This window comes from Rouxiella badensis, from assembly GCF_026967515.2.
In the GTDB taxonomy this organism is placed as follows: Bacteria; Pseudomonadota; Gammaproteobacteria; order Enterobacterales; family Enterobacteriaceae; genus Rouxiella; species Rouxiella badensis.
The window spans coordinates 3,500,947-3,515,619 of sequence record NZ_CP114062.1 but is presented as its reverse complement, the minus strand read 5'-3'; the positions used below and the strand labels follow the sequence as shown (position 1 = coordinate 3,515,619).

The 14,673-nt window shown below is 54.4% G+C and carries 12 protein-coding genes; 8 read left to right on the top strand and 4 right to left on the bottom strand.

Annotated features, from left to right (window positions below; genetic code table 11):
• The first annotated feature begins 40 nt into the window (after nucleotides 1–40).
• From deoA to deoD, 3 genes are all read left to right on the top strand, one after another.
• The gene (gene deoA, locus O1V65_RS16155; protein WP_026110723.1) at nucleotides 41–1,378 is read left to right on the top strand and encodes a thymidine phosphorylase; all 1,338 of its coding nucleotides are present in this window, start codon (nucleotides 41–43) and stop codon (nucleotides 1,376–1,378) included.
• A gap of 83 nt (nucleotides 1,379–1,461) precedes the next feature.
• Complete coding sequence (gene deoB / locus O1V65_RS16150; protein ID WP_084911768.1) at nucleotides 1,462–2,685, top strand: phosphopentomutase; 1,224 nt, start codon at nucleotides 1,462–1,464, stop codon at nucleotides 2,683–2,685.
• A gap of 57 nt (nucleotides 2,686–2,742) precedes the next feature.
• Nucleotides 2,743–3,462, top strand: a complete 720-nt coding sequence (gene deoD / locus O1V65_RS16145; RefSeq protein ID WP_017493281.1) for a purine-nucleoside phosphorylase — start codon at nucleotides 2,743–2,745, stop codon at nucleotides 3,460–3,462.
• Between the two features lie 113 nt (nucleotides 3,463–3,575).
• Here deoD and O1V65_RS16140 read toward each other — a convergent pair whose 3' ends face one another.
• Nucleotides 3,576–4,388 carry a YtjB family periplasmic protein gene (locus O1V65_RS16140; RefSeq protein ID WP_017493282.1) on the bottom strand — a complete coding sequence of 271 codons (813 nt, stop codon included), beginning with the start codon at nucleotides 4,386–4,388 and terminating at the stop codon, nucleotides 3,576–3,578.
• A 115-nt stretch (nucleotides 4,389–4,503) separates the two neighbouring features.
• Here O1V65_RS16140 and serB point away from each other — a divergent pair, with 115 nt between their 5' ends.
• The 4 genes from serB to O1V65_RS16120 all read left to right on the top strand — a co-directional run bounded on the left by serB (nucleotide 4,504) and on the right by O1V65_RS16120 (nucleotide 9,915).
• A complete protein-coding gene (serB, locus tag O1V65_RS16135; RefSeq protein ID WP_084911689.1) occupies nucleotides 4,504–5,469 on the top strand; it encodes a phosphoserine phosphatase in 966 nt (321 codons plus the stop codon).
• Between the two features lie 42 nt (nucleotides 5,470–5,511).
• Nucleotides 5,512–6,894, top strand: coding sequence for a DNA repair protein RadA (gene radA, locus O1V65_RS16130; RefSeq protein WP_017493284.1), 1,383 nt, complete (start codon nucleotides 5,512–5,514; stop codon nucleotides 6,892–6,894).
• Between the two features lie 18 nt (nucleotides 6,895–6,912).
• Nucleotides 6,913–8,160: a multifunctional transcriptional regulator/nicotinamide-nucleotide adenylyltransferase/ribosylnicotinamide kinase NadR gene (gene nadR / locus O1V65_RS16125; protein ID WP_017493285.1), complete on the top strand. Its 1,248-nt coding sequence runs from the start codon at nucleotides 6,913–6,915 to the stop codon at nucleotides 8,158–8,160.
• A gap of 309 nt (nucleotides 8,161–8,469) precedes the next feature.
• Nucleotides 8,470–9,915 (top strand): trypsin-like serine protease, encoded by a 1,446-nt coding sequence (locus tag O1V65_RS16120; RefSeq protein WP_084911691.1) that lies wholly within the window; start codon nucleotides 8,470–8,472, stop codon nucleotides 9,913–9,915.
• 79 nt (nucleotides 9,916–9,994) lie between these two features.
• On the opposite strand, the gene elbB is transcribed toward O1V65_RS16120, so the two are convergent.
• Together elbB and O1V65_RS16110 are read right to left on the bottom strand one after the other, a co-directional pair.
• Nucleotides 9,995–10,687 (bottom strand): isoprenoid biosynthesis glyoxalase ElbB, encoded by a 693-nt coding sequence (gene elbB / locus O1V65_RS16115; protein ID WP_017494270.1) that lies wholly within the window; start codon nucleotides 10,685–10,687, stop codon nucleotides 9,995–9,997.
• Between the two features lie 221 nt (nucleotides 10,688–10,908).
• Nucleotides 10,909–11,910: a zinc-binding alcohol dehydrogenase family protein gene (locus O1V65_RS16110; RefSeq protein ID WP_165429814.1), complete on the bottom strand. Its 1,002-nt coding sequence runs from the start codon at nucleotides 11,908–11,910 to the stop codon at nucleotides 10,909–10,911.
• A gap of 115 nt (nucleotides 11,911–12,025) precedes the next feature.
• On the opposite strand from O1V65_RS16110, the gene O1V65_RS16105 reads away from it, so the two are divergent.
• Nucleotides 12,026–12,928: a LysR family transcriptional regulator gene (locus O1V65_RS16105; RefSeq protein WP_084911695.1), complete on the top strand. Its 903-nt coding sequence runs from the start codon at nucleotides 12,026–12,028 to the stop codon at nucleotides 12,926–12,928.
• A 63-nt stretch (nucleotides 12,929–12,991) separates the two neighbouring features.
• Here O1V65_RS16105 and ettA read toward each other — a convergent pair whose 3' ends face one another.
• The gene (gene ettA / locus O1V65_RS16100) at nucleotides 12,992–14,659 is read right to left on the bottom strand and encodes an energy-dependent translational throttle protein EttA (RefSeq protein ID WP_026110843.1); all 1,668 of its coding nucleotides are present in this window, start codon (nucleotides 14,657–14,659) and stop codon (nucleotides 12,992–12,994) included.
• Nucleotides 14,660–14,673 lie beyond the last annotated feature (14 nt).

Genomic DNA, 14,673 nt, shown 5'->3' with positions numbered 1-14,673 from the left:
TATTGTGCTGTCCTCTCTGTATCCAAACTGGGGTGTGAACGTGGCTTCTGTACAAAAAACCTTTCTGGCTCAGGAAATTATTCGCAAGAAACGTGACGGACAACCGTTAAGTGAAGAAGAAATTCGTTTCTTTATTAATGGTGTTCGCGACAGCAAGGTTTCTGAAGGTCAAATTGCCGCGCTGGCAATGACTATCTATTTCAATGATATGAACATGGATGAACGCGTAGCGCTAACTATGGCGATGCGCGATTCCGGCACAGTGTTGAACTGGAAGCCTCTGGCGCTTAACGGGCCGATTGTCGATAAGCACTCTACCGGCGGCGTGGGTGATGTTACCTCGCTGATGCTCGGGCCGATGGTTGCCGCCTGCGGTGGCTATGTGCCGATGATTTCGGGTCGTGGTCTGGGCCACACCGGCGGTACGCTCGACAAACTCGAGAGTATTCCAGGATTCGACATTTTCCCCGACGATGAGCGCTTCAGAAAGATTATTCAGGACGTCGGTATCGCGATTATAGGACAGACCAGCTCGCTGGCGCCTGCCGACAAACGCTTCTATGCGACCCGCGATATCACCGCGACGGTAGATTCGATTCCGCTGATCACCGCCTCTATTCTGGCGAAGAAGCTGGCTGAGGGGTTGGATGCGCTGGTCATGGACGTTAAAGTTGGCTCCGGCGCGTTTATGCCGACCTTCGAACTGTCGCAGGATCTGGCGCAGGCGATTGTTGACGTCGCCAACGGCGCAGGTTGCAAAACCACCGCTCTGCTGACCGACATGAATCAGGTGCTGGCCTCCAGCGCAGGCAACGCGGTAGAAGTGCGTGAAGCGGTCCGCTTCCTGACCGGTGAATACCGTAGCCCGCGTCTATTCGAGGTGACCATGGCGCTGAGCGTCGAGATGCTGCTTTCCTCGGGATTAGCGCAGGACGACGCGGATGCTCGCCGTAAACTTCAGGCGGTGCTCGACAACGGCCGTGCAGCGGAAGTCTTTGGTAAAATGGTGGCGGCGCAGAAAGGTCCGACAGACTTTGTAGAAAATTATGACCGCTATCTGCCTCAGGCGACCCTGAGCAAGAGGGTGTATTCAGAAAGGACCGGGATTGTTACCTCAATGGACACCCGCGCCCTGGGTATGAGCGTTGTGGCACTTGGCGGCGGACGTCGCCGTGCCAGCGACGCTATCGATTACAGCGTTGGGTTAACCCATATGGCGCGCCTCGGCCAGCAGGTTGATACTCAGCAGCCTCTGGCAATGATCCACGCCAACAGTGAAGAAGCCTGGCAACAGGCTGCCGATGCGGTACGTTCGGCCATCGTGTTGAGCGACGAGGCGCCAGAGACGCTGCCGGTGGTTTATCGCCGTATTAGCTGACGGCGTTGGCCCGGTTAACCCATTCACCAAAAGCGGCGGCCGTGCTGCCGCTTGCAACGCGTATTAATGCGCAGGAGAGCAAAATGAAACGTACATTTATCATGGTGTTGGACTCATTTGGAATAGGCGCCAGTGAAGACGCCGAACGCTTTGGTGACGTGGGTTCGGACACGCTGGGCCACATCGCCGAGGCCTGTGCCAGCGGCAAAGCCAACGTAGGCCGTAAAGGTCCGCTGCATTTACCCAATCTGACCGCGTTAGGTCTGGCGAAAGCCGCCGAAGCCTCAAGCGGCCATTTCCCGGCTGGGTTGGACGCTAATGCCGAGATAATCGGCGCGTATGCCTACGCCAAAGAACTGTCTTCCGGCAAAGATACGCCGTCAGGCCACTGGGAAATCGCCGGTGTGCCGGTATTGTTTGACTGGGGCTACTTCTCAGAGGAGACCAACAGCTTCCCGCAGGAGCTGCTCGACAAGCTGGTTGAGCGCGCTAATCTACCGGGGTATCTCGGTAACTGCCACTCTTCCGGTACCGTTGTGCTGGACGCACTGGGCGAAGAACACATGAAAACCGGCAAGCCGATTTTCTACACCTCCGCTGACTCGGTATTCCAGATTGCCTGTCACGAAGAGACTTTTGGCCTCGACCGACTGTATGAGCTGTGTGAAATCGCTCGTGAAGAGCTGACCGAAGGCGGCTACAACATTGGCCGCGTCATTGCGCGTCCGTTTGTGGGTGACAAGGCCGGGCACTTCGAGCGTACCGGTAACCGCCACGACCTCGCGGTAGAACCGCCTGCGCCGACCATCCTGAAAAAGCTGGTCGACGAGAAGCAGGGCGAGGTGGTTTCCGTCGGTAAGATTGCCGATATTTATGCCCACGTCGGCATTACCAAAAAAGTCAAAGCCACCGGTCTGGACGCACTGTTTGATGCTACGGTTAAAGAGATGAAGGCTGCTGGCGATCGGACTATCGTCTTCACCAACTTCGTTGATTTTGACTCAGCCTATGGCCACCGTCGCGACGTACCGGGTTATGCGGCTGCATTGGAGCTTTTTGACCGCCGCCTGCCTGAACTGCTGGAGCTGGTCAAAGAAGATGACATCATTATTCTGACCGCTGACCATGGCTGTGACCCTACCTGGCGCGGCACCGATCATACTCGCGAGCACATCCCGGTATTGATCTATGGTCCAAAAGTGAAGCCCGGCTTCCTTGGCGCGCGTGATACCTTTGCCGATATCGGACAAACTGTTGCCAGCTACTTTGACCTGTCACCAATGGAATACGGAAAATCCATGCTTTAAGGCGGATTTTTTGCGAAACTTCTATTTTATATCCCATGATTATAAGGAATGTTATTTATGGCAACGCCACACATTAATGCAGAAATGGGCGATTTCGCAGACGTAGTCCTGATGCCTGGCGATCCGCTGCGCGCTAAACATATTGCCGAAACGTTCCTGGAAGATATCAAGCAGGTCAACGACGTTCGCGGCATGCTGGGCTTTACCGGCACCTACAAAGGCCGCAAAATTTCAGTAATGGGCCACGGTATGGGCATCCCATCCTGCTCGATTTATGCCAAAGAGCTGATTACCGAGTTCGGCGTGAAGAAAATCATCCGTGTAGGCTCCTGTGGCGCAGTGCGTGAAGACGTAAAACTGCGCGACGTGGTGATCGGCATGGGTGCCTGCACCGACTCTAAAGTTAACCGTATGCGTTTCAAAGACCATGACTACGCGGCAATTGCCGACTACGACATGGTGCGCAATGCGGCAGACGCGGCGGCGGCAAAAGGCATCAATGCTCGCGTTGGCAACATCTTCTCCGCTGACCTGTTCTACACCCCAGATCCGCAGATGTTCGACGTGATGGAAAAATACGGCATTCTGGGCGTTGAGATGGAAGCAGCAGGTATCTACGGCGTTGCTGCCGAGTTTGGTGCCAAGGCGCTGGCTATATGTACTGTTTCTGACCACATTCGCAGCGGCGAGCAGACCACGGCGGCCGAGCGTCAGACAACCTTTAACGACATGATTGAGATAGCGCTGGAATCCGTACTGCTGGGCGATAAAGCCTAAGCTTTCAGCGGATTGAAGGCATAAAAAAACGGAGGCCCAAGAGCCTCCGTTTTCATTGATAACCCTGCGATTATCTCTTGCCGCTTCTATTGATTAACCGTCTTGCCTGCGTCTTACTCTTTGTCCTTATCTTCTTCTTTCTGCTCGCGGCTGCGCTGCAAATTTCGGTAGGCGGCCTGTACGGCCTCAAGTTCGGCTTCTTCTTCCGGCGTTAAGGTCGGCTTATCCTCTATGCGCTCCTCGGCGATGGCAATCACCAGCGGCTCATTGTTATGCTCCGGCAGGTCATCGTCTTCATCGCGCTCCTTCAGGCGCGTACTGGCGGTCAACAGGAACGGCGACTGTTCCCAGCGGCTGCGTCGACCCTGCAACAGCGTACGGGCCAGAATAATGCCGATAGCCAGCGCTAGCAGCATCATCAGGCGCAGCAAGTTGGTGGTGTTATCGACCTGCTTGGCCTCGGTTGCCAGCACGTGGGTGTCGAGCGTCATGCGCAGAAACCCGCTCGGGCCGTCCTTATCACCAATAGGTTGTACAATCTGGTGGTTGAAATAGCTGCCTGCGCGCTTACCGTCGAGCGCCAGCCTGTCGCGCACCGGCACTGTCTCACCTGAATGGGCTATCAACGAACCATCGAGTTGGTAAACGCTGGCATCAAGTATGCGACTGTGATCGGTAAGTTGATTTAAAATGGTGGTAATCTGCGCGATATCCGCGCCATCATTCTGACTGTCCATCAGGGGAGCCAGAGAGAATGCCACCTGGCGAGCGAGCGTTTGTGTCAGCTGCTCGACCTGTTGAGATCGCGCTAACTGGTGGCCTAGGCTAAAATAGGACGCACCTTGCATCAATAGAACTAATAAAGCTAAGCAAATCAGCACAATAACCGTGCGGTGTCTGCGAAGTTTCAGTTTGGCCTCTGCCATTCTGTTTCCTTAAGATATTCGACGACTTTAATGTTGCCAGAAGCGTTAGCGATAGGGTAGCTTGATGCGTCGTTTTATCGCGGCCCCTCTGCTATTTGCTCTTACAGGAGAAATCATGCCAAACCGTCTGACCTATTGCGATCTTCCTTCCGAGATCCACCAATGGCCGGGACTTCCACTTTCACTCAGCGGTGACGAAGTGATGCCGCTCGATTACCGGGCAGGGCACACAGGCTGGCTCCTGTACAGTAGAAAGCTCAATAAAATCAGCATCAGTCAGTTTCAGAGCCGCCTTGGTCGTGCGTTAGTGGTCGTCAGTGCCTGGATGGTCGAGGACTATCAGGTCGTGCGCCTGGCCGGTCCGTTAACGCCGGACGTTTTCGAGCTGGCTGAAAACTTTGAATTCGACATTACTCCGCTGCGTAAGGTTCCGCACATGCGTACCCCGGGCCTGCTGGTCATGGACATGGATTCTACTGCAATCGAGATCGAATGCATCGATGAAATTGCCAAACTGGCCGGCGTCGGCGAGCAGGTGGCTGAAGTCACCGAACGCGCCATGCGCGGCGAGCTGGATTTTTCCGCCAGTCTGCGTCAGCGCGTCGGCACGCTGAAAGATGCCGATGCCAATATTCTGCTGAAAGTGCGCGAAACGCTGCCTTTCATGCCGGGTCTCAGGGTTATGGTTGCCCGCCTGCAGGAACTGGGTTGGCACGTCGCCATCGCCTCCGGCGGCTTCACCTACTACGCCAACTACCTTCGCGACGAGCTGGACCTGGTTGCCGCCGTGGCCAACGAGCTGGAAATCTATGACGGCAAGCTGACCGGTGAAGTGATTGGCCCTATCGTCGACGCACAGCATAAAGCCGACACGCTGCTGGCGCTGGCCGAAAAACTCGGCATTCCGAAAGAGCAAACCGTGGCTATCGGTGACGGCGCTAATGATCTGAAGATGATGTCGGTCGCAGGGTTGGGTATCGCCTACCACGCCAAGCCGAAAGTCTACGAACAGGCCGAAGTTTGCATTCGTCATGCCGACCTGATTGGCCTGCTTTGCATTCTCAGCGGCAGCGTAGCGTAATTTGAACAACGGGGCGTTTGCGCCCCAAAAAAGAGGTATGTTGTGGCAAAAGCAGCAAAACGCGCGTTTGTGTGTAATGAATGCGGCGCAGATTATCCGCGCTGGCAGGGGCAATGCAGTGCCTGTCAGGCCTGGAACTCCATTACCGAAGTCCGTTTGGCTGCTTCTCCTACCGTCGCACGCAACGAACGTCTCACGGGCTATGCCGGTGATGCGGGCGTTAGCCGCGTGCAGAAACTGTCGGAAATCAGCCTCGACGAGACCCCACGCTTTAGCACCGGTTTCAAAGAGTTTGACCGCGTACTGGGGGGCGGCGTGGTGCCGGGCAGTGCTATCCTTATCGGCGGTAATCCCGGAGCCGGTAAAAGTACGCTGCTGCTGCAAATTCTCTGCAAGCTTGGCGAAAACATGAAGACGCTGTACGTCACCGGCGAGGAGTCGCTCCAGCAGGTGGCGATGCGCGCGCACCGTCTCGGCCTGCCGACCGCCAGCATGAACATGCTGTCAGAAACCAGCATCGAGCAAATCTGCCTGATTGCCGATCAGGAGCAGCCGAAGTTGATGGTGATCGACTCCATTCAGGTGATGCACATGGCGGATATCCAGTCTTCACCGGGGACCGTAGCGCAGGTGCGTGAAAGCGCGGCCTATCTGACCCGCTATGCCAAAACGCGTGGCGTGGCGATCGTGATGGTCGGCCACGTCACTAAAGACGGCTCGCTGGCCGGCCCGAAAGTGCTTGAGCACTGCATCGACTGTTCGGTGCTGCTCGACGGTGACGCCGATTCGCGATTCCGCACCCTACGCAGCCACAAGAACCGCTTTGGCGCGGTCAACGAGCTTGGCGTTTTCGCCATGACCGAACAGGGGCTGCGTGAAGTGAATAACCCATCGGCCATCTTCCTCAGTCGCGGTGACGAGATAACCTCGGGCAGCTCGGTGATGGTGCTGTGGGAAGGAACCCGACCGCTGCTGGTTGAGATTCAGGCGCTGGTGGACCATTCGATGATGGGCAATCCACGGCGCGTGGCGGTGGGGCTTGAGCAGAACCGACTGGCGATTCTGCTGGCGGTGCTGCATCGTCACGGTGGCCTGCAGATGGCGGATCAGGACGTATTTGTCAACGTGGTGGGCGGTGTGAAAGTCACCGAGACCAGTGCCGACCTTGCGCTGCTGCTCTCTCTGGTATCGAGCCTGCGAGATAGACCTTTGCCGCAGGACCTGGTGGTGTTTGGCGAGGTGGGACTGGCGGGAGAAATCCGTCCGGTGCCAAGCGGTCAGGAGCGCATTACCGAGGCCGCGAAGCACGGCTTCAAGCGCGCTATCGTGCCACACGCCAACGTGCCGAAGAAGGTGCCTGAGGGAATGAAAGTGTTTGGCGTTAAAAAACTGGCCGACGCTCTGGCAATTCTGGACGACCTCTAATCAACACAAGGACCCGCTATGCCGCAGTTTGATTATCTTAAGGCAGCGATTAAGCAACAGGGATGTACGCTGCAGCAGGTGGCTGAAGCCAGCGGAATGACCAAGGGTTATCTCAGCCAGTTGTTGAATGACAAGATTAAAAGCCCCAGTGCTCAAAAGCTGGAGGCGTTGCACCGTTTTCTGGATCTGGAATTTCCTCGTCGCGAGAAGAAGATTGGCGTAGTGTTCGGCAAGTTTTATCCGCTGCATACCGGCCATATTTATTTGATTCAGCGAGCCTGTAGTCAGGTCGATGAGTTGCACATCATCCTCGGCTATGATGAGCCGCGTGACCGTGAGCTGTTTGAGAACAGTTCAATGTCACAGCAGCCGACGCTCAGCGATCGTCTGCGCTGGCTGCTGCAAACCTTCAAGTATCAGAAAAATATTCATATTCATGCATTTAACGAAGAAGGCATGGAGCCATACCCGCACGGCTGGGACGTGTGGAGTCAGGGGATTACGGCCTTTATGCTGCAAAAAGGCATTCACCCCAACACCATCTATTCCAGCGAAGAGAACGATGCACCGCGTTATCGCGAGCATCTGGGCATTGATACGGTGCTTATCGATCCGAAACGTTCGTTTATGAAGATCAGCGGATCGCAGATTCGCCGCGACCCGTTCCGTTACTGGGACTATATCCCGACTGAGGTGAAGCCGTTTTTCGTGCGCACCGTGGCGGTGCTGGGCGGGGAGTCGAGCGGCAAGTCGACGTTGGTCAATAAGCTTGCCAACATCTTTAACACTACCAGTGCCTGGGAATACGGTCGCGAATATATTTTCTCGCATCTTGGCGGTGACGAGATGGCGCTACAGTATTCCGACTATGACAAAATTGCGTTGGGTCAGGCACAGTATATTGACTTTGCCGTTAAATATGCCAATAAAGTGGCCTTTATCGATACTGACTTTTTGACCACGCAGGCGTTCTGCAAAAAATACGAGGGCCGCGAGCATCCGTTTGTACAGGCGCTGGTGGACGAATACCGTTTCGACCTGGTTATTCTGCTCGAGAATAATACGCCCTGGGTCGCCGACGGCCTGCGCAGTCTCGGTAGCTCGCTGGATCGCGCCGAGTTTCAAACCATGCTGATTGAGATGATGGAGAAAAATAATATCGCCTTCACCCATGTCACATCGTCTGATTACGATCAACGTTTTCTGGACTGCGTCGAGCTGGTTCAGAAGATGCTGGGCGATGAAGGCTCAACTATCGGTTCGTAATTTCTTTCGTAACAAAGGAATAGATAATAATATTCCTTTGTTATTTACAGAGTGAATATACTGTTTCTCTTAGTCGAGAATATTCTCTATCCGCAGTAGATATTTCTATTTTAAATAGCCTTCATATTATTCACCTTTTAATAATGCTACCTTATTTCATATCAAACGCCTTTGTATTTAATTATTTTTAATTCAAAGTGTTATTTTATTTTATTATCCTCTGGTAGCAATATGAAATTCAATCCTGTATTACAAGTGATGTTGTTATTAACTGCATCATTTACCTCCTTATATTCCCATGCGGTAGTCATGAATCACCCGACTTTTATTAAAAACGGCGGCGATGTTAATAATATTCCTAATACTCTTGAAATGGCTTACGGCCCCCTGCGAGAAAAAGCGTTATCCGCACGTTTTGACGCGGTAGGTAAAATTTATGCCTGTACGGCTACCTGGTTGGGCGACAGCAAAGACGGCAAGAAGAGCTATATTTTAACGGGTGCCCACTGTGCCGACTGGAAAGAACCCACCGCCGCGAAGGGGCCTTACGTGGGTCAATTCAAGGATAAAAACGGCAAGGTTATCGCCGAGGATGGGGTGTATTATTCCGGGCCATACCGTATAAATCCGCCGGAAGAAATGGGCGGCAACGGCAGCGATATCGCTATGCTGGTACTGAACAAAAAAGCCGACATGCTTGATAGCAAAGGGCAACCTGTGAGTCAGCCGTGGATCTATGACGGCAGTGAAGAAATAAATAATACCGTCAATTTCCTGGGCTATGGCAACTGGGGTACCGGCGATGTGTCCGCAAACGGTCAGTCACCGCAGGACGACTTCGCGCCGCAGGAAGGCTCCAAACGCGCTGCTGGCGAAAGCGTTATCGATGAACTCTTTGCGATGGATTACGCCCTGAGTGCGCCTTACCATCCGAATCAAGACTCCAAAGCCTGGGCACGCCTCGCGCCGGGCGACAGCGGCAGCGCCTGGTGGCAGCATCACCGTGGATTCTGGAGCATCGTCGGTGTCACCAAGGGCGGCTCAATGACCTCTTCTCACGCCGTTCGCGTCGCTAAATATGCGCAGTGGATTAAGAGCGTATATCCGCAGGTTCGCACCTTTACCAGCATGACCACCGTCGATGCTACGCATGAGCTGAAATTGCCTGACCTGTCGCATGAGGCGAAGGACAGCTCCGTGAGTTATACCGTTCCGAAGCAGTCGGCGGCGACCGGTCCGACGGACGCAGACTGGGATTTAGGTCAGGGTCACAGCATTATTCAACTTAACCTGCGCGATGTGAACCAAGGTTATTATCATCAGGTCAATATCCGCGCCTGGCGCGACGTTGGCTGTGCCAAAGCGCCGATGAACAGTGCGGTGAGCTGCGGTCAGAATCAGAGTTCGCTGGTGCTGAAATTTATGAGTGAGGACAATGAATCTCTGCCAGCCGGGCACTATCAAGGCGTATTCACTGTCTCGGCGCAAGGCTGGAATGACAAAGCTTATACCAACACCTTGACGCTTCACGCGGATATCAGGATTACTGATGAGGAAACGTCTAATCCTGAGCCTGAATATCCAAATTACCAGCGCGGACATGCTTATAAAGCGGGTGATATTGTGACGGCGAGAAACGGCAAACTTTATCAGTGTAAAGGCTTCCCCTATACCGCTTACTGCGGTTACAAAAGCGCGGCCTACGAACCCGGTAAGGGCGTAGCGGCGTATCTTGCATGGAAAGCGTTACGTTAAATCCAGCGAATAAAAAAAGCCATCAACGATCGACGTCGTTGGTGGCTTTTTGTCGTCCTGGCCCGCAAAGCGGACGGCCTCAGCCAACGGCGTGCAGGAAGTAGGATCGCGGGCTCATGCTCATAGAGAGCACTTCTTTGACCAGCTTGTCGATACCGGCCTTCGCTTCAATAAGGCTGGTTGCCACCATATAAGCGGGCGTGGTCACCAGACTGTTTTTCACGTCCACTACCGTTTCATCATACGACGTGCGTTTATGTACAGCGCCCATGCTCTCGAGAATTTCGATAGTGTCGCGGTCATTGCCTATGGTCAGTTCTACGCCTTCACCATAAATCAGCGGGGCCAGTACTGGCGCAATCGAAAGGTATCCGGCCGGCTTGTTCTCGTCTTTGAAACTGTTGAGAACCTCTAACGTCTCGCTGTGGATATCGCAGTCGGGACCTTTGAACGCAAAGTCAGAGAGGTTGATGGCAACACCGGCACCGCCCAGTACGATAACGGCGCTGAATTCGCGACTGTGGCATTCGGCAACGGCTTTAATTTCGCCGCGAACCATCCTTGCCGCCTCAACCAGCACGTTTCTTTCCTGATGCGACACTTCACCGGTAATGTGATTAATTATATGGTGATGCAGCATATCGGGCGCAAAGCATTGATAAGTCACCTGACTGCTCTCGAGCGCCAGAAGGGTCAGCACGACTTCATTGACATCGGCACCGTCATATACGCCGCAGCCGGAAAGAATAACCGCTACTTTTTTGCCATTCATCAACAGTCCCTCTTTTTATCAATGTGCTGAGAATTTTATTTTTGTTCAAAAATAATGGCCCCTTTGTGATCTGTATTAAGGATGTCGGTTTTATTTAATTTAAAACCCTGCGCTTTGTGAAGAGGGTCACTTTGCGGGGCAGATAAAACGCCGTCGCAAAAAAAGGCCGCACGAGGGCAGCCTTGGGGAAAATGCACAGTCACTATTTAGAACGTCACGATTTAGAAAGCCACCACAACTTTGCCCTGCATATGGCCGTCGAGCACCTTGTCATGCGCCGCCTGAATGCTTGCGACAGAAAGACCCGTCAGCGTATCGGTCAGGGTGGTTTTTACCTTGCCGGCGTCAACCAAATCGGCCACCTGCTGCAGGATTTTACCCTGCTCGCCGATGTCCGGCGTGGTGTACATGCTGCGGGTGAACATGAATTCCCAGTGCAGCGAGGCGCTTTTCAGCTTGAGCTGGTTTTGATCAAGCGGCTTGCTGTTCTCGACGATAGTGCAGATTTTGCCGAGCGGGGCGATAAGCTTGCCAATCGCTTCCCAGTGGCCGTCGGTATCATTCAGGCAGAAGATGTAATCGACCTGTTTGATATCATGTTTTGCAAGTTCTCCGACTAAATCCTGGTAGTTCACGGTCAGGTCCGCGCCACGCTCGATGCACCAGGCCGCTGACTCTGGGCGAGAGGCGGTCGCGATCACTTTGACTTTGCTACGTTGGGCGGCGAAGGGGATAGCCAGCGAACCTACGCCACCGGCACCGCCAACGATCAGTAGGGTTTTATCGGCATCGGCGTCCTGAATGTGCAGATGCTCGAACAGACCTTCCCAGGCAGTCAGCGCGGTCAACGGCATCGCCGCTGCTTCCGCCCAGTTTAACGAGGTCGGCTTTTTCGCCACGATGCGGTAGTCGATCAGCTGCTCGCTGGCGTTGCTGCCCGAACGGGTAATATCGCCCGCATACCAAACTTCGTCGCCAATGCTGAATCCGCTCGCGCTTTTGCCCACGGCCTTCACGACGCCGCTTGCATCCCAGCCCAATACTTTGGGGGCTTCGAGGCCGTTTTTAACCGCCCCTTTGTGAACTTTGGTATCTACCGGGTTGATGGAGACGGCTTTAATCTCAACCAGCAGGTCATTTTCACCCACTTCTGGCTGCGGTAGCTCGAGGGCAATAAACTGCTGGGGATTTTTAGGGTCAACGGCAATCGCTTTAATAGTCATGATGTCACTCCAATAAGGTGTCTGGGTTTTCTTCAATAACACCAGTGTAGCGGCCGAGAGCCAAGCTGATAAGATGGACAATAATTAACAAAGTGTTCGTCTGAGGTGAACAATTGTGTTTAAGCAACTGCAGGATATGGCGCTGTTTGCGCTGGTGGCCGAAACCGGCAGCTTCACGCTGGCGGCGAAAAGGGCCGGTTTGCCTAAGTCGAGCGTGAGTCAGCGCGTTAGCCAGCTTGAGCAGGGACTGGGGATGCGGCTGTTGAATCGCACCACGCGGCAATTGAACCTGACCTTTGCCGGAGAACGTTATCTGGTGCACTGTCAGGAGATGCTGTTGGCCAGCGAGCGCGCCGAGCTGGCGATTCTGCGCCTCAAGGATAACCCCAGTGGACGCCTGCGCATCACCAGCCCGGCCGGGTTAGGTGCCACGCTGCTAGCGAGGATGAACGCCGAGTTTTCGAAACGTTATCCCGACGTCTCGCTTGAGGTCTCGGTGTCGGATCAGTTGATTGATTTGGTACAGGAAGGCTTCGACGTTGCGCTCAGGAGCGGTAAACCGCAGGACTCATCGTTGATTGGTCGCTCGCTCGGTGAAGGGCCGCGCTACCTGCTGGCCGCACCAGACTATCTCGCTCAGCATCCGCCTCTCACCTTGCCTCAGCAGTTGGAGACGCACAGCTGTATCGGCCATCAGGCGTGGAAGGAGTGGATCCTACGCCGCGGTGACAGCTATCACCGCTGGGTGCTGCCGCCCGCACATCACACCGATAACCTGCTGTATGCACGGGAATGTGCGATTGCCGGGGCAGGGATCACGCTGCTGCCTGCCTTTATGTGCCGCGAAGAAGTGCGTAAGGGGCTGTTGGTGAGAGTGCTGCCCGAGTGGGAGGCGGAGAGCAATTCGCTGTATCTGGTCTATCCGAGCCGTAAGCTCAATTCGCCTGCGTTGGCCTGTTTTATCGATTTTATGCTCAACGACTACGCCTTTGCAGAACACTACCAGACGCCGCTGTAGGCAATAAAAAACCCGGACTGACTGCGTCCGGGTTTTGTATCTAGGTATCTGATTAAATAAAGATTATTTAGCGATCTTCTTGTACTTGATACGGCGTGGTTCCAGGGCATCGGCACCCAGGGTACGCTTCTTGTATTCTTCGTATTCGGTAAAGTTACCTTCGAAGAATTCAACTTTGCCTTCATCCTGATAGTCGAGGATGTGGGTCGCGATACGGTCGAGGAACCAACGGTCGTGGGAAATAACCATCGCACAGCCCGGGAACTCCAGCAGGGCGTTTTCCAGCGCGCGCAGGGTTTCGATATCCAGGTCGTTGGTCGGTTCATCGAGCAGCAGCATGTTGCCGCCAACCTGTAGCAGCTTGGCCAGGTGCAGACGACCGCGCTCACCACCGGACAGTTCGCCAACGCGTTTGCCCTGATCGACGCCTTTAAAGTTAAAGCGGCCAACGTAGGCGCGGCTTGGCATTTCGGTAGTACCGATACGCATGATGTCCTGACCGCCGGAAACTTCTTCCCACACGGTTTTGCTGTTGTCCATTGCATCACGGAACTGATCGACAGAGGCCAGCTTGACGGTTTCGCCCAGCTCGATGTTACCGCCGGTCGGCTGTTCCTGACCTGACATCATACGGAACAGGGTCGATTTACCCGCACCGTTAGGGCCGATGATGCCGACGATGGCGCCTTTCGGTACCGAGAAGGACAGATCGTCAATCAGAATGCGGTCACCGTAAGCCTTGCTCAGGTTAGTGACTTCAACAACTTTGTCACCCAGGCGCGGACCTGGTGGAATGAACAGTTCGTTGGTTTCGTTACGTTTCTGGTATTCGGTGTTGTTCAGCTCTTCGAAGCGTGCCAGACGCGCCTTGCCTTTAGACTGTTGGCCTTTGGCACCTTTGCGCACCCACTCCAGCTCTTTCTCGATAGACTTGCGACGCGCGGCTTCGGAAGAGGCTTCCTGTGCCAGACGTTCGTCTTTCTGCTCAAGCCAGGAAGAGTAGTTGCCTTCCCATGGAATACCTTCACCACGGTCAAGTTCAAGGATCCAGCCCGCGACGTTATCGAGGAAGTAACGGTCGTGGGTGATAGCCACTACGGTACCTTCGAAGTCGTGGAGGAAGCGTTCCAGCCAGGCTACGGATTCGGCATCCAGGTGGTTGGTAGGTTCGTCGAGCAGCAGCATTTCCGGCTTTTCGAGCAGAAGGCGGCACAGGGCCACGCGGCGACGCTCACCACCCGACAGGTTGGCAATTTTTGCGTCCCAGTCCGGCAGGCGCAGTGCATCGGCGGCACGCTCGAGCTGTGCGTTCAGGTTATGGCCATCGTGCGCTTGAATAATCTCTTCCAGCTTACCCTGTTCAGCGGCCAGCTTGTCGAAGTCGGCGTCTGGGTCTGCGTACAGCGCGTACACTTCGTCCAGACGTTTCAGTGCGCCAACCACTTCAGCGACGGCTTCTTCAACCGATTCGCGAACGGTCTGCTCCAGATTAAGCTTAGGTTCCTGCGGCAGATAACCGATTTTCAGGCCTGGCTGTGGGCGTGCTTCACCTTCGATGTCGGTATCAATACCGGCCATGATGCGCAGCAGCGTTGACTTACCTGCACCGTTAAGGCCGAGAACGCCGATTTTTGCACCCGGGAAGAAACTCAGGGAGATGTTCTTAAGGATATGACGCTTTGGCGGGACGACTTTGCCAAGGCGATGCATGCTGTATACGTATTGAGCCACGTTGTTTTGAGCCT

Coding starts and splice junctions, on each gene's coding strand:
- deoB (WP_084911768.1), top strand. CDS start 1,462: ATGAAACGTACATTTATCATGGTGTTGGACTCATTTGGAATAGGCGCC.
- deoD (WP_017493281.1), top strand. CDS start 2,743: ATGGCAACGCCACACATTAATGCAGAAATGGGCGATTTCGCAGACGTA.
- O1V65_RS16140 (WP_017493282.1), bottom strand. CDS start 4,388: ATGGCAGAGGCCAAACTGAAACTTCGCAGACACCGCACGGTTATTGTG.
- serB (WP_084911689.1), top strand. CDS start 4,504: ATGCCAAACCGTCTGACCTATTGCGATCTTCCTTCCGAGATCCACCAA.
- nadR (WP_017493285.1), top strand. CDS start 6,913: ATGCCGCAGTTTGATTATCTTAAGGCAGCGATTAAGCAACAGGGATGT.
- O1V65_RS16120 (WP_084911691.1), top strand. CDS start 8,470: ATGAATCACCCGACTTTTATTAAAAACGGCGGCGATGTTAATAATATT.
- elbB (WP_017494270.1), bottom strand. CDS start 10,687: ATGAATGGCAAAAAAGTAGCGGTTATTCTTTCCGGCTGCGGCGTATAT.
- O1V65_RS16110 (WP_165429814.1), bottom strand. CDS start 11,910: ATGACTATTAAAGCGATTGCCGTTGACCCTAAAAATCCCCAGCAGTTT.